The organism is Sphingomonas sp. KRR8 (assembly GCF_023559245.1).
Taxonomy (GTDB): Bacteria; Pseudomonadota; Alphaproteobacteria; order Sphingomonadales; family Sphingomonadaceae; genus Sphingomicrobium.
Window position 1 is genome coordinate 538,747 of record NZ_CP097462.1, and the last position, 22,211, is coordinate 560,957.

The following is a 22,211-nucleotide window of genomic DNA, read 5'->3' on the forward strand; positions in this document are numbered from 1 at the left end:
AAGAGCGATGAATCAGTCTGAGATGCGTGAGAAGATCAAGGGCGGCAATGGTTTCATCGCGGCGCTAGATCAGTCGGGCGGATCGACCCCGAAGGCGCTCGCCGGCTATGGCGTGGACGAAGGCGCTTGGTCGAATGACGAGGAAATGTTCGGGCTGATTCACGACATGCGGGCGCGGATCATTACCTCGCCCTGCTTCTCCGGCGAGAAGGTCATCGGCGCGATCCTGTTCGAGCGGACCATGGACGGGCAGGTCGACGGCAAGCCCACCCCGGCCGCGCTGATTGAGCGTGGAATCGTTCCGTTCATCAAGATCGACAAGGGGCTCGAGGAGGAGCGCAATGGCGTTCAGCTGATGAAGCCGATGCCGGAGCTTGACGATCTCCTGAGCCGCGCAAAAAGCCTTGGCGTGTTCGGGACCAAGGAGCGTTCGGTCATCAATCAGGCGAACGAGGCGGGCATCGGCGCTATTGTCGGCCAGCAATTCGAGGTTGCGTTCCAAGTCCTCCGCCACGGTCTGGTGCCGATCATCGAGCCCGAAGTGAACATCAAGAGCGCCGACCGAGCGGCATCCGACGTTTGCCTGCGCGACGAGATCCTGCGGCACCTCGACCGTTTGCCTGAGGGTGAGGAAGTCATGCTCAAGCTATCGATCCCGGCTGAGGCGGGGACCTTCGCCAAACTGGTGGAGCATCCGCGCGTGCTGCGGGTGGTGGCCTTGTCGGGCGGCTTCAGCCGTCAGGACGCCTGCGCCGAACTGGCGAAGAACCCTGGCATGATCGCCAGCTTCAGCCGGGCCCTACTGTCCGACCTGCGTCACCAGCACGACGACGGCGAGTTCAACCATACGCTCGGTCAAGCGATTGACGAGATCTACTCGGCCAGCACCACGAAGGCGCCCGCCTGACGTTCAGTTACCATCGTACGCTCGCTCCGCCGATGTGGGCGTTCGTCGGACTGGCCAGCATCGAATTGCTGGGCGTGCACCTGTTCGCGGCACTCAAATGGCCGCGGTTGGCTTGGCCGATGAGCGCCGTGACTTTGCTGTCGATCATCTGGTTGGTCCGGCTGATCCGTTCATTCCGGACGCGTCCGCACGAGCTGTCAGATGAAGCGCTGCAATTATGGCTCGGCAATCTCCGCTCGCTGCGCGTGTCGCGCGACGTCATTGCGCGGGTTCGGCCGGTGACTGACAGTGCGGAGGTAAAGGCAGCCGGAACCGCGAAGCTGTCGCTGCTGAGCTATCCCAACCGCATCGTGGACCTAAGAGAGCCGGTGAGTTTTTGGGGACGTTCGACCCACCGCGTCGCCTTGGCTCTTGACGATCCGGCGGCATTCGACTTGGCCCTACGAGCATGACCGAAATCGACGATGCGCTTCCGGACCTGGCCGACTTCGCCGAACGTTTTGGAGGCGAGCCGCGTGGTGATGCGCAGCTTTACCTGATCAGCCCGCAGGACGTCGGAGGAGACTTTCCCGACCGGCTTCGCCTGGCGCTTGCTGCAGGGCCGGTCGCAGCGTTTCAGTTGCGGGTAAAGGGTGTCGACCAGCATGAACTGGCGCGACTGGCCGAACCGCTGCAGCGCATTTGCGCGGAAGCTGACGTCGCCTTCATCGTCAATGATGACATGAGCCTGGCCAAGAGGATCGGCGCTGACGGCGTGCACCTAGGGCAGGAGGACGGTGATCCGCGCGAAGCGCGGGCGCTGCTGGGGCCCAGCGCGCAGATCGGGGTGACTTGCCACGACAGCCGCCATCTCGCCATGGAAGCTGGCGAGGCGGGGGCCGACTATGTCGCATTCGGCGCCTTTTTCCCCACGACCACCAAGGACGTGAAGCATCGCGCCGAAACCGCGTTGCTCGGCTGGTGGTCGGCGGTGTTCGAACTGCCCTGCGTGGCAGTAGGTGGTATCACGCCGCAGAACGGAGCCGACCTGGTGAAGGCTGGCGCGGACTTCCTGGCAGTCAGTAGCGCCGTCTGGAACGACGCCGACCCCGCCGCTGCGGTAGCCGCCTTCACGCCGGTGTTGAAGCGCGGCTGAGCGGACTTTCGTCGAACTGGGCAAGGAGGTCAGCGACGTCGTCATAGATGGCGACTGCGCCCCTCAACTGAGCGTCGGTGAACAGGCCCGAGCGGAGTGCAATCACCCTCAAACCCGCCTTGTCCGCAGCCTTGATGTCGAACGGCGTGTCGCCAACCACGATTGCTTCGTTCGACTGGGCGCCGGCTTTGCGGAGCGCCACATTGAACACGTCCGGGCAGGGTTTCGAGCAGTCGACCTCGTCGCTGCTGGTGCTTGCATCAACGAGGTCGGCCGCGTCCAGCACCTGGAGATTGCGCTCGACTTCATCGGCTGACGCGGAAGAGGCGAGCACCACCCGGTAACCAGCCTCCTTGCACCGACGCAGCAGGGCGCGGGCACTTGGAAATGGCTGAAGGCGGCCGGAATAATGCTGCTCGAACAGCTGGTGATGGGAGTCTTCCAGCCGTTTCAACTCTTCGGGGGACAAGTCTGGCAGCAGCGCCGGAACGAGATTGTCTCCGCCCTGACCGACTTGATCGTGAATGGTCGACAGCCGCATCTCGTGACCGGCCTGCTTGAAGGCCTCGGCCCAGGCGAGGACGTGGAAGTCGTTGCTGTCGACGAGCGTACCGTCGATGTCGAACAGGATGGCTTTGAGCATGAGCGGCTAACGACCCGCGCTAGCGAGGGTTGCCAGCGACTGCTTGAGGGTTCGAGCGTCATCCAGCGCGTGCCCATGAATGTGGTTGTTGAAATAAGCCCAGGCCGACCGGCCCTGCGCTTGTCGATCGGTCAGCCACTTGGCCCAGCCCGCCATGTCAACTTCCGAATAGCGCCCCCAATATTTGCCGCTTGTTCCGTGAAAACGAACGTAGGCGGTGCGGCCGCTCGCCACACGGGGCTGACGAGCCCGGCCAAGTCGTGGGCGACGAAACCGACGCCATTCTGGTCGAGCAGGGCAAGGACCTCCTTATCGTACCAGCTGGAATGGCGGAACTCGACCACGTGCTCGAGATCGGAGGGCAGTAGGGCAAGGTAATTGGCCAGACGCTGGTCATTGCGGCGGAGGTTTGGTGGCAGCTGATGGAGGAGAGGGCCGAGGGACTGTCCAAGTCGCCGGGCAAGGTCGCAAAAGGTACCGAGCGGTTCCGCGCAGTCCAGCAGCTTCTTGTTGTGCGTGATGAAACGGTGGACCTTGACCGCATAACGAAAGCCCGGAGGCGCCTTCTCGCGCCACCCGTCGAAGGTGGAGGCGAGGGGAAGGCGATAGAAGCTGGCGTTGATCTCGACCGTCTCGAACTCACCGGCGTAATGCTCGAACCAGCGCTTCTGCGGCAAGTTGCCAGGATAGAAGATCTCCCGCCAGTGACGGTAGACCCAGCCGGAGCAGCCGACATGCGGTAGGGAAACCTCGAAGCTCTGCATCGTTGCGCATCCAACACATCGAATTGTTGGAGAGTTTCGTGCTGAGAGCCCGTGTTGCCCCGATCGGTCTGGCCCTGTGCCTGACAAGTGCCTTCGCCCTGGTTGCCGCGAAGGCGCCGACCCAGGTTCATGCAGCGACAGCCCAGCCAGGCGACAAAGCCGCCGGCGAGGGCGCCTGGGTTCCGCCCGGCACCAAGGGCTCGCCAATCGATGGGACGATCTTCCATGCGCAGGTGCTGCTGGACGCGGCCGGTTTTCCGACCGGCGTGATCGACGGCAAGAAGGGCATGGTGTTCGAGCAGGCGTTGCGCGGATATCAGCAGGCGCGGGGCCTTCGGGTCAGCGGTGACCTCGACGGCGCCACCCGGCAGGCACTGCTGCAGGACACGCGTCCGTCGACCCGCACCTTTCGCCTAAGCGCGGACGACGTCGGCGGCCCGTTCCTCTACCCCTTCCCCAAGAAGCCGGAGGAGCAGGCGAAGGCGCCCGGTTTGTACTATCGCAACATGCTGGAGAAGCTCGCCGAGCGCTTCCACACCACGCCCGACACGATCGTGGCCTTGAATGGGCCCGACAAGATGATCGGCGTAGGACAGGAGCTTCGATTGCCGAACGTTCTTCCGCGCTCGCGCGAATACGGGAAAACCATCGACGACAAGCAGGCGGGGCTGCTCAATCTGTACCAAGTCGACGCGCAGCAGCCGCAAGGCGACTTCATCGTGGTCGACAAGTCTGAAGGCGTGCTCAAGGTCTTCCAGGGACCGGTTCCGGAAGGCGCCTACAGCACCGAGAAGAACCGCGGCGCACCGCCAACCCTTGGCGATAATCCCGGCAAGCTCGTCGCGCAATTTCCGGTGACTATGGGGTCGACCCACGATCCGCTGCCGCTCGGCAAATGGAAAGTGCCGACCTACGCCTTCATGCCGCCGTTCCACTACCAGCCGAACCTGTTCTGGGATGCGAAGGACAAGGGCGCGCCGGACCAGACGTTGCCGCCCGGACCCAATGGCCCGGTCGGCGTTGCTTGGCTGGACCTCACCAAGGAGCATTACGGCATTCACGGCACCGCCGAACCGCAGACGATTGGGCGGGCGGAGAGCCATGGCTGCATCCGCATGAGCAATTGGGACGTGACGCGCCTTTCGCGGATCATGAAGCCAGGCTTCACCGCCATCTTCCAGGCGTGACGAGCAGCGGAGATGGAAACGGCACCGCGCAGGAGCAGGATCGGGCTGTTCGGCAACATCATCGTGCTGGCCATCCTACTGGTCGGTGCCTGGCTGGTCTGGAGCAACGTGCGCGGCGGATCCGCGCCCGTCGTCTCCAACGGGCCCATGGGCGAAGCGGTGCGCGATGCCGGGAGCGCTCTTGCGAAGCCCGGATTCGCACCGCGCACCGACGCTGATCGTCCGGGCGACATCACCATAAGCCCGACGGGCTTGGCGCTGCCGGTTGCTGGCGTTAAGACCAGCGAACTGGTTGATACCTACGCTGCCTCACGCGGCGGCGGCTCGCGGGTTCACAACGCAATCGACATCATGGCGCCCGAAGGCCGCCCCGTGATCGCCGCTGCGCCCGGCACGGTCGAGAAACTGTTCAACTCGATCGGCAAGGGAGGACTGACGGTCTACGTTCGCTCCGACGACGGCCGGTGGATGTACTATTACGCCCACCTGTCCGCTTATGATGCCAACCTCAAGGAAGGGATGAAGATCAGGCGCGGCGATCCGATCGGGCTGGTCGGGCACACCGGAGATGCCAGCGCCGACGGTCCTCACCTGCACTTGGCAATCAACCGCATGGCGCCGGGCGAGCGCTGGTGGCAGGGCGAGCCGATCAATCCCTACCCGCTGCTTGCCGGAAAGCCTGCCGCCCGCTAGAGGCCGCGCGGCTCTTTCCACTTCGTTCACACAGGCAGGCGATCCATGAAGATCAGCGGCGTCGACATTCGTCCCGGCAACATCATCGAATATGAAGGCGGCATCTGGCGTGCGGTGAAGATCCAGCACACCCAGCCTGGCAAGGGCGGCGCCTACATGCAGGTCGAGATGAAGAACCTCATCGATGGCCGCAAGACGAACGTTCGTTTCCGCTCGGCCGAAACGGTGGAGCGGGTCCGGCTCGACACCAAGGACTTCCAGTTCCTGTTCGCGGACGGCGACATGCTGACCTTCATGGACAAGGAAACTTACGAGCAGATCAGCCTTCCCAAGGACCTGCTCGGCGACGCGGCGGCCTTTCTTCAGGACGGCATGGACGTGGTCATGGAGTTGCACGAGGAGCGGCCGATCAGCGTTCAGCTGCCTGACCAGATTGAAGCCACGATCGTCGAGGCTGACGCGGTGGTGAAGGGGCAGACCGCCTCGTCCAGCTACAAGCCCGCGATCCTCGACAATGGTGTTCGCGTGATGGTTCCGCCGCACATCTCGGCGGGAACCAAGATTGTCGTCGACGTGTACGAACAGACTTACGTCCGCCGCGCCGACTAAGGAACGCTCTGTGGTTTCCCATTCTGGTCTGATCACCGTCATGCAGCGCGCCGTTCGCAAGGCGGCGCCGCGCCTCCGGCGTGACTTCGGCGAGGTCGAGCAGCTGCAAGTTAGCCGCAAGGGGCCCGGCGACTTCGTCACCATGGCCGACAAACAGTCGGAGCAGACCATCGTCGACGAACTGAAGCAGGCTCGGCCCGACTGGGGTATGGTCCTCGAGGAGCGCGGCCTGGTCGAAGGCGATCCGGACAAGCCGCGCTGGATCGTCGATCCGCTCGACGGCACCACCAACTTTCTGCACGGCATCCCGCACTTCGCCATCTCGATCGCGGTTGAGGATCCTCGCGGAGCGCAGGGAAAGCCGGAGATCACCCACGGGATCGTCTATCAGCCGCTCACGGATGAGACCTTCTGGGCCGAGAAGGGGCGGGGGGCCTGGCTGCACGACCGCCGCTTGCGTGTGTCGGCCCGGCGCCATCTGGACGAGGCGGTGATTGCCACCGGCATACCACACCTCGGCCGGTCGGACGCCGCTCGATGGACCAGCATCTACGCCCGGATCGCACCTGAAGTGGCGGGTCTTCGCCGCCTGGGCTCTGCAACCCTTGATTTCGCTTGGTTGGCCGCTGGCCGTTATGACGGGTTCTGGGAAGACGACCTCGATGTTTGGGATGCCGCGGCGGGTATCTTGCTGGTCCGCGAGGCAGGCGGTTTTGTCAGCGATTTCCGCGGTCAGGACCGGATGGCCGAGCGCCGCGAGTATCTTGCCGCCAATGGCGAGTTGCACAGCAAGCTGCACAAGCTTGTCGGCGGCGCGCTTCGGGGCTGAGCGCAAGGTCCAATCTGGCCTTTCAGCCGTTGTGTCCGGCACGGTGCTGCTCTAGAGCGCCGCCGAGCCTAGTTTCCGGAGAGTCTTCGTGGCTGCAGTTGCCACCAATTACCTGCCGATCCTCTTCTTCCTGGCGGTTGCGCTCGGACTGTCGACAGCGTTCGTCGTGCTTCCGATGGTCGTGTCGCGGTTGACTGGAGCGGCCCGGCCGTACCCGGAGAAACTGAGCGAGTATGAATGCGGCTTTCCCGCTTTCGAGGACTCGCGCAGCCAGTTCGACGTTCGCTTTTACCTCGTCGCGATCCTGTTCATCGTTTTTGACTTGGAAGCCGCATTCCTGTTCCCGTGGGCGGTCACGCTCAAGACGACGGGTTGGGTCGGCTGGGGAGCGATGATGGTGTTCCTCGCCGAACTCGCGCTGGGCCTCGCTTATGCCTGGAGGAAGGGCGCACTCGAATGGGAGTGATCCTCGATCCTGCCGCCAATCCTTATCCGACCGAGGAAGAGATTGCGCGCGCTGCCGGGCTGGTCCCCGGCTCACCCCAGCATCGGGCCCTGGAGCAGATGCGGCACGACCTCGACAGCAAGGGCTTTGTGGTCACAGCCACCGAGGACCTATTCAACTGGGCCCGCACCGGCTCGCTGTGGTGGATGACCTTCGGGCTCGCCTGCTGTGCCGTGGAGATGATCCACGTCAACATGCCGCGCTATGATCTTGAGCGGTTCGGCGTCGCTCCGCGCGCCAGCCCGCGGCAGTCGGACGTGATGATCGTGGCCGGAACGCTGTGCAACAAGATGGCCCCGGCGCTGCGCAAGGTCTACGACCAGATGGCGGAACCGCGCTACGTCATCTCCATGGGCAGCTGCGCCAACGGCGGCGGCTATTACCATTTCAGCTATTCGGTGGTGCGCGGCTGCGACCGCATCGTGCCGGTCGACATCTACGTGCCCGGCTGCCCGCCCACCGCCGAGGCGCTGCTTTACGGGATCATGCAATTGCAGCGGAAGATCCGCCGCGAAGGGACGATCGAGCGCTAGGATGGCGAGCTCCGCACCTCGGATGGCATCAAACGATGGCCTGATCGACGCCGCGCAGGCCGCGCTTGGCGACCTTGTCGTCGACGCAAAGGACCATGTCGGCGAGATCACGCTGACGGTGCAGCGCGACGGCGTGGTCGAAGCGTGCCGCCTGCTGCGTGACACGCCCGGCCTCGAATTTCAGTCGCTAATGGAGATTGCCGGGGTCGACTATCCCGAGCGGCCGGAGCGGTTCGAAGTTAATTACCACCTGCTGAGTTACACCCGGAACCGGCGGTTGCGGGTAAAGGTGCTGACCGACGAGCGCACCCCCGTGCCGAGTATCACGGGTCTGTGGCCTGTCGCGGGCTGGCTCGAGCGTGAGGTTTTCGACCTTTATGGAGTGACGTTCGCCGGCAATGCCGACCTGCGCCGCATCCTCACCGACTATGGTTTCGAGGGGCACCCGCTGCGCAAGGACTTCCCGCTGACCGGGTTCGTTGAGATGCGCTACTCGGAGACCGAGAAGCGAGTGGTTTACGAGCCGGTCGAGCTGGCGCAGGATTTTCGCGCATTCGATTTCCTCACGCCATGGAATGGGCCGGAGTACCGGCTGCCGGGCGACGAAAAGGCGGAGCCGCAGGCCGCTGGTGCGCCGTCTCCGGCACCCGCCACGGGCGAGGCGCCTAAGGTTGCGCCGGCTGTCGGCGCAGGACCGCGACCGGAAGAGAAGCCGTACAACTCCGACAATGACGAGCGCGGACGCAAGGGCGCGGCCACCGCCGCCGCCGAAGCCAGGAAGCCGAACGAAGACAAGGCGGCGCAGGCTGGCGGAAAGGTCACCGGCACCGATGAGCCGGTGCCCGACAGCCCCAACGTCACCCGCGACAGTCCCGAGGCGCAGTGATGAGCGAAGTGGAACAGGAAGTGGCGTTGGCTCCGGCCGACGCGCTGACCTCCGAGGTCGGCGGTGTCAAGCGGCAAAGTCGCAGGGTCGAGGTGGGGGTGATCGCTGGCTCCGGCGACGAGAGCGCCGGCGACGAGGTGATCCAGAACTACACGATCAACTTCGGGCCGCAGCATCCGGCCGCGCACGGCGTGCTGCGGCTGATCATGGAGCTCGACGGCGAGATCGTCGAGCGGGTCGACCCGCATGTCGGGCTGCTCCACCGCGGCACCGAGAAGCTGATCGAATACAAGACCTACGCGCAGGCGATCCCCTATTTCGACCGGCTCGATTACTGCTCGCCGATGTGCATGGAGCATAGCTTCGTGCTCGCTGCCGAGAAGCTAATGGGTCTCGAGATTCCACTTCGCGCCCAGTACATCCGGGTGCTGATGGCGGAACTGACCCGCATCAAGAACCACATGCTGAACCTGGGTTCGCACATCATGGACGTGGGGGCGATGACGCCCAACCTATGGCTGTTCGAGCTGCGCGAAGATCTGATGCAGATCTACGAGATGGTTTCAGGCGCGCGAATGCATGCCAACTACTTCCGTGTCGGCGGCGTTCACCAGGACATCCCGCCCAAGGTGCTGAACCACATCGGCGAGTTTCTCGACAATCGCCTGAAGCTGTTTGAGGACGCGATCAGCCTTGTCGCCGACAACCGCATTTTCAAGCAGCGTAATGTCGACATCGCCATCGTGTCCAGAGAGGATGCGATGGCGTGGGGCTTCTCTGGCCCGATGATCCGCGCAACGGGCTTGCCGTGGGACATCCGCAAGTCCCAACCGTACGAAGTCTACGACCGCATGGACTTCGACATTCCGGTGGGCACAAACTCCGACTGTTACGACCGCTTCATGGTGCGGGTCGAGGAAGTGCGTCAGAGCTGGCGCATCGCGCGGCAGTGTCTGCTGGAAATGCCGGAAGGCCCGATCGGCACGGCCGACCGCAAGGTCTTCCCGCCCAAGCGTGCCGAGATGAAGCAGTCGATGGAAGCGCTGATCCATCATTTCAAGCTCTACACCGAAGGCTATCACGTGCCTGCGGGCGAGGTCTACGTCGCGACGGAGAGCCCCAAGGGCGAGTTCGGCGTCTATCTCGTCGCCGACGGCACCAACAAGCCATACCGCTGCAAGATTCGGCCGACGGCGTTCAGCCACCTGCAGGCGATGGACTTCATGATGAAGGGGCACATGCTGGCCGACACCACCGCGGTGCTGGGCGCGATGGACATCGTCTTCGGGGAGTGCGACCGCTAATGGCCGAACGTCATTTCGCGCCCGACGTGCCGGAGTTGCGTGAGCGCTGGGGAAATTTCACCTGGGACAAGGCGCATGCGCCCGAGGCGGCGCGGGCGCTCGGCAAATATCCCGAGGGTCGCAAAATGTCGGCGGTGATTCCCCTGCTCGACCTTGCCCAGCGACAAGTCGGTTCGGAGACTGGAACCCAAGGCTGGCTGCCGATTCCCGTGATTGAATTCGTCGCGGCAGAGTGCGGCATGCCGCCGATGCGGGCGATGGAGGTCGCTAGCTTCTACACCATGTTCAACCTGGTGCCGGTGGGCAAGTATCACGTGCAGCTGTGCGGAACGACGCCGTGCATGCTGCGCGGCTCGGACGATGTCCTGCGGGCGTGCGAGAAGAAGGGCCTCAAGAAGGGTTATACGACGGCTGACGGGCTGTTCACGCTGACCGAGGTCGAATGCCTTGGCGCTTGTGCCAACGCGCCCATGGTCCAGATCAACGACGACAATTTTGAAGACCTCACCGAGGAGAGCATGACCACCATCCTCGATGCGCTTGCGGCTGGAGAACCGGTCAAGCCGGGCTCGCAGATCGGTCGCCAGACAAGCGCGCCGGAGGGTGGTCCCACCAGCCTCAAGAAGATGGCCGAGCGCAATTACGATTATCGCCCGCAGTGGTCGGCAGAAGCGGCGCCAGCGCCGGCAGGAGAGGGTGCCTGAGATGGGTTACACCGGATCCCTGAGCGACAAGGATCGCATCTTCACCAACGTCTATGGCTTCCAGTCGCCGGACCTAAAGGAGGCGCAGGCGCGTGGCGATTGGGACAATACCAAGGCGCTGATGGCGGTCGGACCCGACGCGATCATCGACGCGGTCAAGGCAAGCGGTCTGCGTGGCCGCGGCGGCGCGGGCTTTCCGACCGGCATGAAGTGGAGCTTCATGCCGAAGGAGCCAAAGCCGGGTAAGCCAAACTTCCTGGTGATCAACGCCGACGAGTCCGAGCCCGGCAGCTGCAAGGACCGGGAGATCATCCGACACGATCCGCACAAGCTGCTCGAAGGCGCGCTGATCGCCAGCTTCGCGATGCGGGCGCGGGCCTGCTACATCTACATTCGCGGCGAATATATCCGCGAGGCCGAGGCGCTCGAGCGCGCGGTTGCGGAGGCCTATGCAGCCGGGTTGCTGGGCAAGAATGCGGCCGGATCGGGCTACGACTTCGACTGCTTCGTCCATCGCGGCGCGGGCGCCTACATCTGCGGCGAAGAGACCGCGATGCTCGAAAGTCTCGAAGGCAAGATGGGCCGGCCGCGGCTGAAGCCGCCGTTCCCGGCGGGCGCGGGCCTCTACGGCTGCCCGACCACGGTCAACAACGTCGAGAGCATCGCCGTCGTCCCCACCATCCTGCGCCGCGGCGCCAGCTGGTTCGCGGGCTTCGGGCGCGAGAAGAACGAGGGCACCAAGCTCTTCCAGATCAGCGGCCATGTCAACAAGCCGTGCGTGGTCGAAGAGAGCATGAGCATTCCTTTCCGCGAGCTGATCGATCGCCATTGCGGCGGCATTCGCGGCGGTTGGGACAATCTGCTGGCGGTCATCCCGGGGGGAAGCTCGGTTCCGCTGGTCCCAGCAGCCGAGATAATGGACGCGCCGATGGATTTCGACGGGCTGAAGGCGCTTGGAAGCGGCCTTGGCACGGCAGCGGTCATTGTTATGGACAAGTCGACCGACATCGTTCGCGCGATCAGTCGCATCAGCTACTTCTACAAGCACGAGAGCTGCGGCCAGTGCACCCCGTGCCGCGAGGGTACCGGCTGGATGTGGCGGATCATGGAGCGACTGCGCGAAGGAGACGCCACGGTCGACATGATCGACCGTCTGCAGGACGTCACCAAGCAGGTCGAAGGCCACACCATCTGCGCGCTGGGGGACGCCGCCGCGTGGCCGATCCAGGGCCTTATCCGCCACTTCCGCCCCGAGCTCGAGCGTCGCATTGCCGAGCGCGGCGGGAACAATTTACTTGAGGCCGCCGAGTAATGCCCAAGGTCACCGTTGATGGTCAGGAGATCGAGGTCCCCGCTGGCGCCACCGTGCTCCAAGCCTGTGAGCTCGCTGGCAAGGAAATCCCGCGTTTCTGTTATCACGAGCGGCTGAGCATCGCCGGCAACTGCCGGATGTGCCTGGTCGAGGTGGCGCCGGGGCCGCCCAAGCCGCAGGCGAGCTGCGCGCTGCCCGCCGCCGACAATCAGGTGATCCGTACCGACAGCGCGATGGTCAAGAAGGCGCGTGAGGGGGTGATGGAGTTCCTCCTCATCAACCACCCCCTCGATTGTCCGATCTGCGACCAAGGCGGCGAATGCGACTTGCAGGATCAGGCCATGGCCTATGGTCGCAGCGTGTCGCGCTTCGACGAGAACAAGCGCTCGGTCGATGACAAGTACATGGGCCCGGTCATTAAGACCTCGATGACCCGCTGCATCCAGTGCACCCGCTGCGTGCGCTTCGCCGAGGAAGTGGCGGGCACGCCCGAACTGGGCATGCTCTATCGCGGCGAGGACGCGCAGATCACGCCTTACCTGGAGCGCGCCCTAACCAGCGAACTCAGCGGCAACCTTGCCGACCTCTGTCCGGTGGGCGCGCTGCTGCAGGCGCCGCAGAGCTTCGAGGCGCGGCCTTGGGAGCTCAGGAAGGTTCCGGGCATCGACGTAATGGACGCGGTGGGCTCGAACATCCGCTTTGACATGCGCGGCCCGCAGGTGATGCGGATCCTGCCGCGCATCAACGAGGACGTGAACGAGGAGTGGATCAGCGACAAGACGCGGCACCATGCCGACGCGCTGGTCCGCAACCGGCTCGACCGGCCCTGGGTGCGGGTCGAAGGCAAGCTTCAAGCGACCGACTGGACCGAGGCGCTGCAGATCCTTGCCGACCGGCTTGAGGATGCAGGAAGCAAGGTGGCGGCGATCGCGGGCGACCTGCTCGACGCCGAGACAATGTTTGCCGCGCGAAAGTTGCTGGAAGGGCAGGGGTCGACGCTGCTTGAGGGGCGACAGGGCGGGATGGACTATGACGTCTCCTCCTTGTCGGCGGTGGCGTTCAACTCCACCGTGGCGGGGATCGAGAACGCCGACGTTGTCCTGCTGGTCGGGTCCAACCCACGCTGGGAAGCGCCGCTGGTCAACACCCGAATCCGCAAGGCGGTCCGCCGCCAGGGGGCTCAGGTGTTCGTGGTCGGACCGCAGGCTGACCTGGCCTATCCAGTGACCAACATCGGCGACGATCTGTCGCTGCTCGGCAATCTGCCGGCGCATGTCACCGAGGCGTTCGCCAGGGCCGAGCGGCCGGCTGTAATCGTGGGCCCCGGCGCGCTTGCGGCGGGCGCACTCGGTGCATCGCTCAGGCTCGTCGACAGCCTTGGGCTCATCAAGGGTGACTGGAACGGCTTCAACGTCATTCACACCGCCGCGAGCCGCATGGCCGGGATCATGCTGGGTTATGCGCAGAAGGGCGGGCTCAAGGACATCGAGGATGCCGCGCCGCGGCTCGTGCTCCTGCTGGGTGCCGACGAGATCGCGACGACTCATTTCCACGGTGCGTTCAAGATCTACATCGGCCATCACGGCGACGCGGGCGCGCGCCAAGCCGACCTGGTACTTCCCGCTGCCGCCTACACTGAGAAGCATGGCACCTACGTCAACCTGGAAGGCCGGGTGCAGCGCGGCGAAAAGGCCAGCTTCCCACCCGGCGAAGCGCGGGAGGACTGGACCATCTTTCGTGCTGTCTCGGATTTGATTGGCAAGCCGCTGCCATTTGACCGTTTCGACCAGCTGCGAGCGGCCATGATCGCCGAAGTGCCGCAGCTCGGCCGTGACGGACTGGTCGATCTTCCTTGGGCGCCGCCTTCGCTCCCGGCGGACGTCAGCGGCTCATGCGGGCTGCCGGTGAAAGACTTCTACCTGACCAACGCCATCTGCCGAGCCAGCCCGACGATGCACCGTTGCAGCGAGGAACTGATCCACGGCCGCAGCTTCGCGGAGGCGGCCGAGTGACTGCTCTCTTCCAGTCTTACGGGGCAAGCTACGAATGGGCTTGGTTCTGGTCCATGCTGATCGGCATCCTGGTGATCGCCTTGCCGCTCATGCTGGCGGTGGCGATGATCATTTATGCCGAGCGCAAGATCTGGGCCGCGATGGCGCTGCGCCGTGGTCCGAACGTGGTCGGCCCTTTCGGCCTCCTGCAGAGCTTCGCCGACGGTCTGAAGGTCTTTCTCAAGGAGACCATCGTCCCGACTAGCGCCAACAAAGGCCTTTTTCTGTTGGCGCCAATCATCAGCTTCACGGTTGCGCTGATCGTCTGGGCGGTGGTGCCGTTTCAGGTTGGGGTGGTGCTGGCTGACGTCAACGTCGGGCTGCTCTACATTCTCGCCGCGAGTTCGCTCGGCGTCTACGGCGTGATTATCGCCGGCTGGTCGTCCAACTCCAAATATCCCTTCTATTCGGCGCTTCGGGCGGCCGCGCAGATGGTCAGCTACGAGGTTTCGATCGGCTTCGTGCTGATCTGCGTCGTCCTCTACGCCGGCACCTTCAACCTGGGCGGGATCGTCGCCGCGCAGCAGGGCAACATCCTATTCGGCCTGTTCAACGGCTTCGGGTTCAATCCTTTGCTGTTCCCGATGGCGGTGGTGTTCCTGATCAGCTCCATGGCCGAGACGTTCCGTACCCCGTTCGATTTGACGGAAGCGGAGAGCGAGCTCGTTGCAGGATTTCAGACCGAATACAGCTCAATGAGCTTCGCGCTCTTTTGGCTTGGCGAATATGGCAACGTCATCCTCATGTGCGCGCTGAACTCGATCCTGTTCTGGGGCGGCTATTTGCCGCCGGTGAACTGGGCGCCGCTCTACGTCATCCCGGGCATCATCTGGCTGCTGATCAAGATGATGCTGTTCTTCTTCATCTTCGGCTGGGTCCGCGCGACGGTGCCGAGGTACCGCTACGACCAGCTGATGCGCCTAGGCTGGAAGATATTCCTGCCGCTCAGCCTCACCTTTGTTTTCCTGATCTCGGGCTGGCTCATGCTGACCCGCTATGGAGCCTGACCGGCCATGAATGCCGTCACCCAGTTTGTTAAGTCGTTCACCTTGTGGGAGCTGGTGAAGGGTCACGCCCTCACTCTGAAGTATTTCTTCAAGCCCAAGGCGACGATCAACTACCCTTACGAGAAGACGCCCATGTCGCCGCGCTTCCGCGGCGAGCATGCGCTACGGCGTTACCCAAACGGCGAAGAGCGTTGCATCGCGTGCAAGCTGTGCGAGGCGGTGTGTCCTGCGCTGGCGATCACCATCGAGGCCGAACCGCGGGAAGACGGCAGCCGGCGGACCACCCGCTACGACATCGATATGGTGAAGTGCATCTATTGCGGGCTGTGCGCCGAGGCGTGCCCGGTGGATGCGATCGTCGAAGGACCGAACCTCGAGTTTTCCACAGAAACCCGCGAGGAGCTTCTCTACGACAAGGCAAAGCTACTTGCGAACGGCGACATGTGGGAACAGGCGATAGCCGCCAACCTTGCCGCTGACGCGGCCTATCGTTAAGCGGCCCGCCAACCCGACATGATCGCTCTTCTCGCCTTTTACCTCTTCGCGACGCTGACCATCGGGTCCGCCGTGCTGGTGATCTTCGCCCGAAATCCGGTGCACAGCGTGCTGTGGCTGATCGTCGGCTTCTTCAACGCCGCGGGGCTGATGCTTCTGACGGGCGCCGAGTTCATCGCGATGCTCCTGGTGATCGTCTACGTCGGCGCGGTCGCAGTGCTGTTCTTGTTCGTGGTGATGATGCTCGACATCGATTTCGCCAGCCTAAGGTCCGGCTTCAATCGCAACCTGCCATTTGGCCTTCTGATTGCGCTGGTGCTGTTGAGCGAGATCGTAATCGCCATCGGCGCGCACCAGGCCGGGCCTGCGTTGGCGCGGGGCAACGGAGCACCGCCGGCTAACGCAGTGCCCAATATCGAGGCGCTCGGGAACCTGCTCTACACACGCTACCTCCCGATCTTTGAACTGGCGGGTTTCGTCCTGCTGGTGGCGATGATCGGGGCCATCGTGCTGACGCATCGCAGTCGTGGCGACAGCCGCGGTCAGAACGCGAGCCGGCAGATTGCCCGCAGGCCCGAAGATGCGGTCCGGATCGCAAAGCCGGCAGTCGGCGAGGGAATGACACTGTGATTGGTCTTCCGCACTATCTGACGGTCGCCGCCATTCTGTTCGTAATCGGCGTGCTCGGCATCTTTCTTAATCGCCGCAACGTTATCCTGATGCTGATGTGCATCGAGTTGCTGCTGCTGGCGGTAAACATCAACCTGGTCGCGTTCAGCGCCTTCCTTGGCGATCTGACCGGACAGGTGTTCGCCATGTTCGTGCTGACGGTAGCGGCGGCCGAGGCGGCGATCGGGCTGGCGATCATGGTCATCTTCTTCCGCCGTCGCGGCACCATCGCGATCGACGCCGCCGACCAGATGCGCGGATAAGCCATGCACCCCATTGTACCTCTCGTTTTCTTACCCCTTCTGGCGGCCATCATCGGTGGCCTGCTTGGGCCGTGGATCGGCCGTACCGCCGCCAAGGCGGTGACGACCGGCGCGCTCTTCATCTCGGCTGCGCTGGCCTGGCCAATCTTCATCTCGTTCCTGAACGGTAATGCCCAGGCGCAGGTCGTGCCGGTGCTGCACTGGATTCAGTCAGGAGCCTTGGACGTCAGCTGGTCGCTCCGGGTTGATACGCTGACCGCCGTGATGCTGGTCGTAATCACCACCGTGTCGAGCCTCGTCCACCTCTACAGCTGGGGCTACATGGCCGAGGACCCCAGTCAGCCGCGCTTCTTCGCTTATCTATCGCTATTCACTTTCGCCATGCTGATGCTGGTGACGGCGGACAGCCTCATCCAGATGTTTTTCGGCTGGGAAGGCGTGGGCCTGGCGTCCTACCTGCTGATCGGCTTCTGGTATTACAAACCTTCCGCCAATGCGGCGGCGATGAAGGCCTTCGTGGTCAACCGCGTCGGTGACTTTGGCTTCAGCTTGGGCATCTTTGGCACGTTTTTGGTGTTCGGGACTGTGTCCATCCCGGCGATATTGGCCGCCGCGCCATCAATGGCCGGCTCGACCATCGGTTTTGCCGGCATGCACGTCGACACAATGACGCTGCTGTGCTTGCTCCTGTTCATCGGGGCGATGGGGAAGTCGGCGCAGCTCGGTCTGCACACCTGGCTGCCTGACGCGATGGAAGGACCGACCCCGGTCAGCGCCCTGATCCATGCCGCAACCATGGTGACCGCCGGCGTGTTCATGGTCTGTCGTCTTTCCCCGATGTTCGAAACGTCAACGACCGCCATGACCGTGGTGACCTATGTCGGCGCCGCCACCTGCATTTTTGCGGCCACAGTCGGCACGGTGCAGAACGACATCAAGCGCGTGATCGCTTATTCGACCTGCTCGCAGCTCGGATACATGTTCTTCGCCGCGGGCGTCGGCGCGTACGGCGCGGCAATGTTCCACCTGTTCACCCACGCCTTCTTCAAGGCGCTGCTGTTCCTGGGCGCAGGCTCGGTCATCCACGCCATGCATCATGAGCAGGACATGCGGTACTACGGCGCCCTGCGGAAAGAGATCCCGTTCACCTTCTGGACGATGATCGCCGGCACGCTAGCAATCACCGGAGTTGGTATTTTCGGTGTCGGGTTCGCGGGCTATCACTCTAAGGATGCCATTCTGGAGAGCGCTTTTGCCAATGGCTCCGTGCATGGCACGGTCGCGTTCTGGCTCGGTGCTTTCGCCGCGCTGCTCACCAGTTTCTACTCGTGGCGCCTCATCTTCCTGACCTTCTTCGGCAAGGCTCGCTGGGCCGGCTCCGAGCACATCCAGCATGCGGTTCATGGCGATCATCACGATCATCCAGACGAGGAACATGGCGACAGCAGTCATGACGCCCATGCTGTTCCCGTGACCGGCACTGCTGGATACCACCCGCACGAGAGCCCCTTGTCGATGCTGGTTCCACTCGGCGTTCTCGCACTGGGTGCGATCGCGGCGGGCTTTACGTTCTCACACGCGTTTATCGATCCGGAGGGTGCGCCCGACTTCTGGAATGGCAGCCTCGCGTTCAACGAGCACCTCGCTCACGCCATGCATGCTGTGCCGGTATGGGTGAAGTGGACTCCGTTTGCTGTCATGCTGATCGGGCTTGCGATCGCCTGGAACAACTACATTCGCCATACCGAGGCGCCGGCGCGCTTCATCGCTGCGACCGGGGCGCTCCACACCTTCCTGATGCACAAATGGTACTTCGACGAGCTCTACGACGCCATTTTCGTCCGTCCGGCGCTGTGGCTTGGCCGGCAGTTCTGGCATCGGGGTGACGAGAAGACGATCGATCGCTTCGGACCGCATGGCGCTGCCTATGCGGTGGGTGTCGGCAACCGCATCACTGCCCGCATTCAGTCGGGTTACCTCAACAGCTACGCTCTGGTGATGCTGCTCGGCCTTGTCGCCGTCGCCACCTGGGCCATCACGCAGGTCAGCCGGTGACCGGTTTCCCCATTCTCTCGACCATGATCGCCCTGCCGCTGCTGGCGGCACTCGCCTGCCTGTTCGTGCGGGCGGACCGTGCGCGCTGGATTGCGCTCGGAACCACCCTGTTGCTGTTCGTGCTCGGGTGCTTGCTGTGGGTGGGCTACAATCCCGCCGGGCCGCAGTGGCAATTCACCGAGCGGCTGCCGATCGGCGGCCCTTACCTCAACTGGGCGCTAGGGATCGACGGCATTGCGTTGATGCTGATCATGCTCAGCGTCTTCCTGATGCCGATCTGCATCGGCGCGAGCTGGCGCAGCATCACGCGCCGCGTGCCAGAATACATGGCAGCCTTCCTGCTGATGGAGGCGCTGATGATCGGCGTCTTCGCGGCGCAAGATCTGCTGCTGTTCTACATCTTCTTCGAGGGTGGCCTCATCCCGATGTACCTGATCATCGGCATCTGGGGCGGCGCCGAGCGGATCAAGGCAAGCTACAAGTTCTTCCTCTACACGCTGCTCGGCTCTGTGCTGATGCTGATCGCCATGCTGGTCATGATCTTCCAGGCCGGCACCGGCGACATTCCGACGCTGATGGCTCATGATTTCGCGCCGGGGTTGCAGACGTGGTTGTGGCTGGCATTCTTCGCCAGCTTCGCGGTCAAGATGCCGATGTGGCCAGTTCACACCTGGCTGCCGGACGCGCACGTCCAGGCACCGACGGCGGGTTCGGTCATCCTCGCAGGCGTGCTGCTCAAGATGGGCGGCTACGGCTTTATCCGCTTCTCGCTGCCCATGTTCCCGGACGCGAGCGCCCAGTTGTGGCCGCTGATCTTCATCCTGAGCTCGATCGCGATCGTTTACACGAGCCTCGTGGCCCTGGTGCAGGCCGACATGAAAAAGCTGATCGCTTATTCGTCGGTGGCGCACATGGCCTTCGTGACCTTCGGCCTGTTTGCCTTCAACCGGCAGGGGATCGAGGGCGCACTGATCGTGATGCTGAGCCACGGCTTGGTTTCCGGGGCGCTATTCCTGTGCGTCGGCGTGATCTACGACCGCATGCATACCCGCGACATCGCCAAGTACGGCGGCCTCGCCGACAACATGCCAGGCTACGCGCTGCTGTTCCTGCTGTTTACCATGGCGGCCGTGGGCCTCCCGGGCACCAGCGGTTTCGTTGGCGAGTTCCTGAGCATGATGGGCACTTATCAGGTGTCGACTTGGAGCGCGGTCTTCGCGACCACGGGCATCATCCTGGGCGCTGCCTACATGCTCTATCTCTATTGGCGCATCAGCTACGGCACCGCACGCACGGCCGAGGCGAAGGCAATGCAAGACCTGAGCGCGCGCGAATGGTGGCTGCTCGCGCCCATTGCGGTGGTGGTACTGTGGATGGGGGTCTACCCCGACAGCTTCATGGCACCTATGCGTGCCGACGTCGGCCACCTGCTGACGCGGATTGAGCGAGTACGGCCCGCCGGTGATAGTCTACCAACTCCCGGCCACCCTGCACCTGCTGGCACCGCCGCTCATGAAGGCGCGTCGGAGGGGGCGCACTGATGAACACCCTTGCACCCATCCTTCCCGAGTTCATCCTTGGGATCGCCGCCATTGTCCTGATGTTGGTGGCCGCATTTGCACGCCGTGGCTCATCGCTGACGCACTCGCTAAGCATCGCGGCGCTGTTGGTTTCGACCGTCGCTCTGGCGGGAGCGCCGCAACAGGCGGGTCCGATCTTCGGCGGGATGTTTGCAGCCGATGGCTTCGCGGCTTTCGGGAAGGTCATCATTTATCTGTCGGCTGCGGTTGCGGTGATCATGGCGCACGGCTGGTTCGACCGTGAGTTCGAGCATGGCGGCGAATATCCGGTGCTGATCCTGCTGTCGGCGATCGGCGCTTCGGTGATGGTCTCCGCGACCGACCTGATGATGCTGTACGTCGGCCTCGAGCTGCAGTCGCTGAGCGCTTATGTGCTCGCCTCTTACCGCCGTCATGACGCACGCTCAGCCGAAGCGGGGCTCAAATATTTCGTGCTTGGCGGGCTTGCCTCAGGGATCCTGCTGTACGGCATTTCGTTGCTCTATGGGTTCAGCGGAACGACAATGTTCAGCGGCATCAGTGCTGCGTTCGCTGGCGGCCCTGTCGGATTTGGGCTCATTGTCGGCCTTGCGCTTACGTTGGCAGGTATCGCCTTCAAGATCTCGGCCGTACCGTTCCATATGTGGACGCCGGACGTCTACGAAGGCGCGCCGACGCCGGTAACGGCCTTCTTTGCATCCGGTCCGAAAATTGCCGCCGTTCTGCTTGGAACCCGCGTCTGCTTGGAGGCGCTGGGACCAGCGACCGACGCGTGGCGGCAGATCGTCGTCTTCGCTGCGATCGCGTCCATCGCACTGGGCGCGGTCGCCGCGTTCGGGCAGACCAACATAAAGCGGCTGCTCGCTTACTCATCGATCAACAACGTCGGCTTCGCGCTGGTCGGCCTTGCGGCAGGCGGGCGAGGCGGGGCGCAGGCCGTGCTCTTCTATTCCGCGGTGTACGTCGTCATGACCCTGGGCGCATTTCTCTGCGTCATGCGGATGCGCGATTCCGAAGGCCGCCCAGTGGAAAGCCTTGCCAGCCTGTCGGGGCTGTCGCAGACACAACCTCTGCTGGCGCTTGCGATCGCCATATTCATGTTCAGCCTGGCGGGCATCCCGCCGCTGTTCGGCTTCTGGCCCAAGCTGATGGTGTTTCAGGCTGCCGTGGATGCTGGTCTGTTGTGGTTGGCCCTGACGGCCGCCGTTTTAACGGTGATTGGTGCCTACTATTACCTCAGGATCGTGAAGATCATGTACTTCGATGAGCCCGCAGCCCCATACCTTCGGCGTCGCGAGCCGCTGCAGACGGCGCTGATCGCCGCTTGCGCCCTGTTCGTCAGTCCGCTTGGCTATCTGCTGATCACACCCATCGGCCGTCTGGCGGCCAATGCGGCGAGCATCTTCTGAGCCGGCTGCGGTTCGTCGAACGGACCGGGTCGACCAACGCCGACCTGATCGCCGACCGCGCGGCTGCCGAGGGCGAATGGCTGATCGCTGGACAGCAGGACGGCGGTAGAGGCCGGCAAGGACGGGGCTGGGATAGCCCTCCCGGCAATTTCCACGGGTCCACCATCGTTCAACTTCGCGATGCCGACGCTCCACCCGCAACCCTGTCACTGGTCGCGGGAGTCGCGTTGATCCGGGCCGTCGAGGTAGCCGCTCCCGCCACCGGACTGATGCTCAAGTGGCCGAACGACCTACTGCTCGGTCCGGGAAAGCTCGCCGGCGTTCTTCTCGAACGAAGCGGCGAGCGGGTGGTCGCCGGCTTCGGGGTCAATTTGGCTCATGCGCCGAACCTGCCAGGTAGGGCGACCTCCGCGCTCGCCCCAATTGCGCTGGTCAGTCCGGAGGCGTTCGCCCCGCTGCTCGCCGCATCATTCGCGCGCGAACTGCAGCGCTGGCGCGACGACCTTCCCGCGACAATCGGACTGTGGCGCGAAAGCGCTCACCAGATCGGCACTCCGCTGACCGTTCACACGGCCCCTGATGAGAAAATTTCTGGCACATTCGACGGCCTTGAACCGGACGGCCGACTTCGGCTGCGCTTGGAAACCGGCGAAGTGCGTGTCATCCACGCTGCCGACGTGATGCTGGGGTAA

General features: G+C 63.5%; 23 protein-coding genes and 1 pseudogene. 22 read left to right on the forward strand and 2 right to left on the reverse strand.

Annotation, left to right across the window (positions count from 1 at the left end):
• Positions 1-7 precede the first annotated feature (7 nt).
• The 3 genes from M8312_RS02825 to thiE are packed head-to-tail and all read left to right on the forward strand — an operon-like array spanning position 8 to position 2,042.
• Positions 8-907 carry a fructose bisphosphate aldolase gene (locus tag M8312_RS02825; RefSeq protein WP_250118875.1) on the forward strand — a complete coding sequence of 300 codons (900 nt, stop codon included), beginning with the start codon at positions 8-10 and terminating at the stop codon, positions 905-907.
• A gap of 32 nt (positions 908-939) precedes the next feature.
• Complete coding sequence (locus M8312_RS02830; protein WP_250118876.1) at positions 940-1,359, forward strand: hypothetical protein; 420 nt, start codon at positions 940-942, stop codon at positions 1,357-1,359.
• Positions 1,356-2,042 (forward strand): thiamine phosphate synthase, encoded by a 687-nt coding sequence (thiE, locus tag M8312_RS02835; protein ID WP_250118877.1) that lies wholly within the window; start codon positions 1,356-1,358, stop codon positions 2,040-2,042. Before M8312_RS02830 ends, thiE begins: the two co-directional genes overlap by 4 nt.
• Here thiE and M8312_RS02840 read toward each other — a convergent pair.
• Both M8312_RS02840 and M8312_RS02845 read right to left on the reverse strand, forming a co-directional pair.
• Positions 2,017-2,685 (reverse strand): HAD family hydrolase, encoded by a 669-nt coding sequence (locus tag M8312_RS02840; protein ID WP_250118878.1) that lies wholly within the window; start codon positions 2,683-2,685, stop codon positions 2,017-2,019. The two genes, thiE and M8312_RS02840, sit on opposite strands and share 26 nt — an antisense overlap.
• A 6-nt stretch (positions 2,686-2,691) precedes the next feature.
• Positions 2,692-3,449 (reverse strand): annotated as a pseudogene (locus tag M8312_RS02845) (DUF72 domain-containing protein).
• Positions 3,450-3,487: 38 nt separating this feature from the next.
• Here M8312_RS02845 and M8312_RS02850 point away from each other — a divergent pair.
• From M8312_RS02850 to M8312_RS02940, 19 genes are all read left to right on the forward strand, one after another.
• Positions 3,488-4,636: a L,D-transpeptidase family protein gene (locus tag M8312_RS02850; protein ID WP_250118880.1), complete on the forward strand. Its 1,149-nt coding sequence runs from the start codon at positions 3,488-3,490 to the stop codon at positions 4,634-4,636.
• A 12-nt stretch (positions 4,637-4,648) separates the two neighbouring features.
• Positions 4,649-5,329, forward strand: a complete 681-nt coding sequence (locus tag M8312_RS02855; protein ID WP_250118881.1) for a M23 family metallopeptidase — start codon at positions 4,649-4,651, stop codon at positions 5,327-5,329.
• Between the two features lie 45 nt (positions 5,330-5,374).
• Entirely contained in the window at positions 5,375-5,938 is a 564-nt protein-coding gene (gene efp / locus M8312_RS02860) for an elongation factor P (protein ID WP_114228990.1), read from the forward strand.
• A 10-nt stretch (positions 5,939-5,948) separates the two neighbouring features.
• A complete protein-coding gene (locus M8312_RS02865; RefSeq protein ID WP_250118882.1) occupies positions 5,949-6,767 on the forward strand; it encodes an inositol monophosphatase family protein in 819 nt (272 codons plus the stop codon).
• Between the two features lie 88 nt (positions 6,768-6,855).
• Positions 6,856-7,233, forward strand: coding sequence for an NADH-quinone oxidoreductase subunit A (ndhC, locus tag M8312_RS02870; RefSeq protein WP_250118883.1), 378 nt, complete (start codon positions 6,856-6,858; stop codon positions 7,231-7,233).
• A gap of 98 nt (positions 7,234-7,331) precedes the next feature.
• Positions 7,332-7,805, forward strand: a complete 474-nt coding sequence (locus M8312_RS02875; protein ID WP_502957466.1) for a NuoB/complex I 20 kDa subunit family protein — start codon at positions 7,332-7,334, stop codon at positions 7,803-7,805.
• 1 nt (position 7,806) lies between these two features.
• Entirely contained in the window at positions 7,807-8,691 is an 885-nt protein-coding gene (locus M8312_RS02880; protein WP_250118885.1) for an NADH-quinone oxidoreductase subunit C, read from the forward strand.
• Entirely contained in the window at positions 8,691-9,995 is a 1,305-nt protein-coding gene (locus M8312_RS02885) for an NADH-quinone oxidoreductase subunit D (protein WP_250118886.1), read from the forward strand. The genes M8312_RS02880 and M8312_RS02885 overlap by 1 nt, the downstream gene beginning before the upstream one ends.
• Positions 9,995-10,699, forward strand: a complete 705-nt coding sequence (locus tag M8312_RS02890; RefSeq protein ID WP_250118887.1) for a complex I 24 kDa subunit family protein — start codon at positions 9,995-9,997, stop codon at positions 10,697-10,699. The genes M8312_RS02885 and M8312_RS02890 overlap by 1 nt, the downstream gene beginning before the upstream one ends.
• A gap of 1 nt (position 10,700) precedes the next feature.
• Entirely contained in the window at positions 10,701-12,011 is a 1,311-nt protein-coding gene (gene nuoF / locus M8312_RS02895) for an NADH-quinone oxidoreductase subunit NuoF (RefSeq protein WP_250118888.1), read from the forward strand.
• Positions 12,011-14,023 (forward strand): NADH-quinone oxidoreductase subunit NuoG, encoded by a 2,013-nt coding sequence (gene nuoG / locus M8312_RS02900; RefSeq protein ID WP_250118889.1) that lies wholly within the window; start codon positions 12,011-12,013, stop codon positions 14,021-14,023. Before nuoF ends, nuoG begins: the two co-directional genes overlap by 1 nt.
• Positions 14,020-15,069, forward strand: a complete 1,050-nt coding sequence (gene nuoH / locus M8312_RS02905) for an NADH-quinone oxidoreductase subunit NuoH (protein ID WP_250118890.1) — start codon at positions 14,020-14,022, stop codon at positions 15,067-15,069. The genes nuoG and nuoH overlap by 4 nt, the downstream gene beginning before the upstream one ends.
• 6 nt (positions 15,070-15,075) lie before the next feature.
• Entirely contained in the window at positions 15,076-15,564 is a 489-nt protein-coding gene (gene nuoI, locus M8312_RS02910; protein ID WP_250118891.1) for an NADH-quinone oxidoreductase subunit NuoI, read from the forward strand.
• Positions 15,565-15,582: 18 nt separating this feature from the next.
• Complete coding sequence (locus M8312_RS02915) at positions 15,583-16,194, forward strand: NADH-quinone oxidoreductase subunit J (protein WP_250118892.1); 612 nt, start codon at positions 15,583-15,585, stop codon at positions 16,192-16,194.
• Positions 16,191-16,496, forward strand: coding sequence for an NADH-quinone oxidoreductase subunit NuoK (nuoK, locus tag M8312_RS02920; RefSeq protein WP_250118893.1), 306 nt, complete (start codon positions 16,191-16,193; stop codon positions 16,494-16,496). The genes M8312_RS02915 and nuoK overlap by 4 nt, the downstream gene beginning before the upstream one ends.
• Before the next feature lie 3 nt (positions 16,497-16,499).
• On the forward strand, positions 16,500-18,551 hold the full coding sequence (gene nuoL, locus M8312_RS02925) for an NADH-quinone oxidoreductase subunit L (protein ID WP_250118894.1): 2,052 nt from the start codon (positions 16,500-16,502) through the stop codon (positions 18,549-18,551).
• Positions 18,548-20,092, forward strand: coding sequence for an NADH-quinone oxidoreductase subunit M (locus M8312_RS02930; protein WP_250118895.1), 1,545 nt, complete (start codon positions 18,548-18,550; stop codon positions 20,090-20,092). Before nuoL ends, M8312_RS02930 begins: the two co-directional genes overlap by 4 nt.
• A complete protein-coding gene (gene nuoN / locus M8312_RS02935; RefSeq protein ID WP_250118896.1) occupies positions 20,092-21,519 on the forward strand; it encodes an NADH-quinone oxidoreductase subunit NuoN in 1,428 nt (475 codons plus the stop codon). Before M8312_RS02930 ends, nuoN begins: the two co-directional genes overlap by 1 nt.
• Complete coding sequence (locus M8312_RS02940) at positions 21,435-22,211, forward strand: biotin--[acetyl-CoA-carboxylase] ligase (protein WP_250118897.1); 777 nt, start codon at positions 21,435-21,437, stop codon at positions 22,209-22,211. Before nuoN ends, M8312_RS02940 begins: the two co-directional genes overlap by 85 nt.

Coding starts and splice junctions, on each gene's coding strand:
- M8312_RS02825 (WP_250118875.1), top strand. CDS start 8: ATGAATCAGTCTGAGATGCGTGAGAAGATCAAGGGCGGCAATGGTTTC.
- M8312_RS02830 (WP_250118876.1), top strand. CDS start 940: ATGTGGGCGTTCGTCGGACTGGCCAGCATCGAATTGCTGGGCGTGCAC.
- thiE (WP_250118877.1), top strand. CDS start 1,356: ATGACCGAAATCGACGATGCGCTTCCGGACCTGGCCGACTTCGCCGAA.
- M8312_RS02840 (WP_250118878.1), bottom strand. CDS start 2,685: ATGCTCAAAGCCATCCTGTTCGACATCGACGGTACGCTCGTCGACAGC.
- M8312_RS02855 (WP_250118881.1), top strand. CDS start 4,649: ATGGAAACGGCACCGCGCAGGAGCAGGATCGGGCTGTTCGGCAACATC.
- efp (WP_114228990.1), top strand. CDS start 5,375: ATGAAGATCAGCGGCGTCGACATTCGTCCCGGCAACATCATCGAATAT.
- M8312_RS02875 (WP_502957466.1), top strand. CDS start 7,332: ATGCGGCACGACCTCGACAGCAAGGGCTTTGTGGTCACAGCCACCGAG.
- M8312_RS02880 (WP_250118885.1), top strand. CDS start 7,807: ATGGCGAGCTCCGCACCTCGGATGGCATCAAACGATGGCCTGATCGAC.
- M8312_RS02885 (WP_250118886.1), top strand. CDS start 8,691: ATGAGCGAAGTGGAACAGGAAGTGGCGTTGGCTCCGGCCGACGCGCTG.
- M8312_RS02890 (WP_250118887.1), top strand. CDS start 9,995: ATGGCCGAACGTCATTTCGCGCCCGACGTGCCGGAGTTGCGTGAGCGC.
- nuoF (WP_250118888.1), top strand. CDS start 10,701: ATGGGTTACACCGGATCCCTGAGCGACAAGGATCGCATCTTCACCAAC.
- nuoG (WP_250118889.1), top strand. CDS start 12,011: ATGCCCAAGGTCACCGTTGATGGTCAGGAGATCGAGGTCCCCGCTGGC.
- nuoI (WP_250118891.1), top strand. CDS start 15,076: ATGAATGCCGTCACCCAGTTTGTTAAGTCGTTCACCTTGTGGGAGCTG.
- M8312_RS02915 (WP_250118892.1), top strand. CDS start 15,583: ATGATCGCTCTTCTCGCCTTTTACCTCTTCGCGACGCTGACCATCGGG.
- nuoL (WP_250118894.1), top strand. CDS start 16,500: ATGCACCCCATTGTACCTCTCGTTTTCTTACCCCTTCTGGCGGCCATC.
- nuoN (WP_250118896.1), top strand. CDS start 20,092: ATGAACACCCTTGCACCCATCCTTCCCGAGTTCATCCTTGGGATCGCC.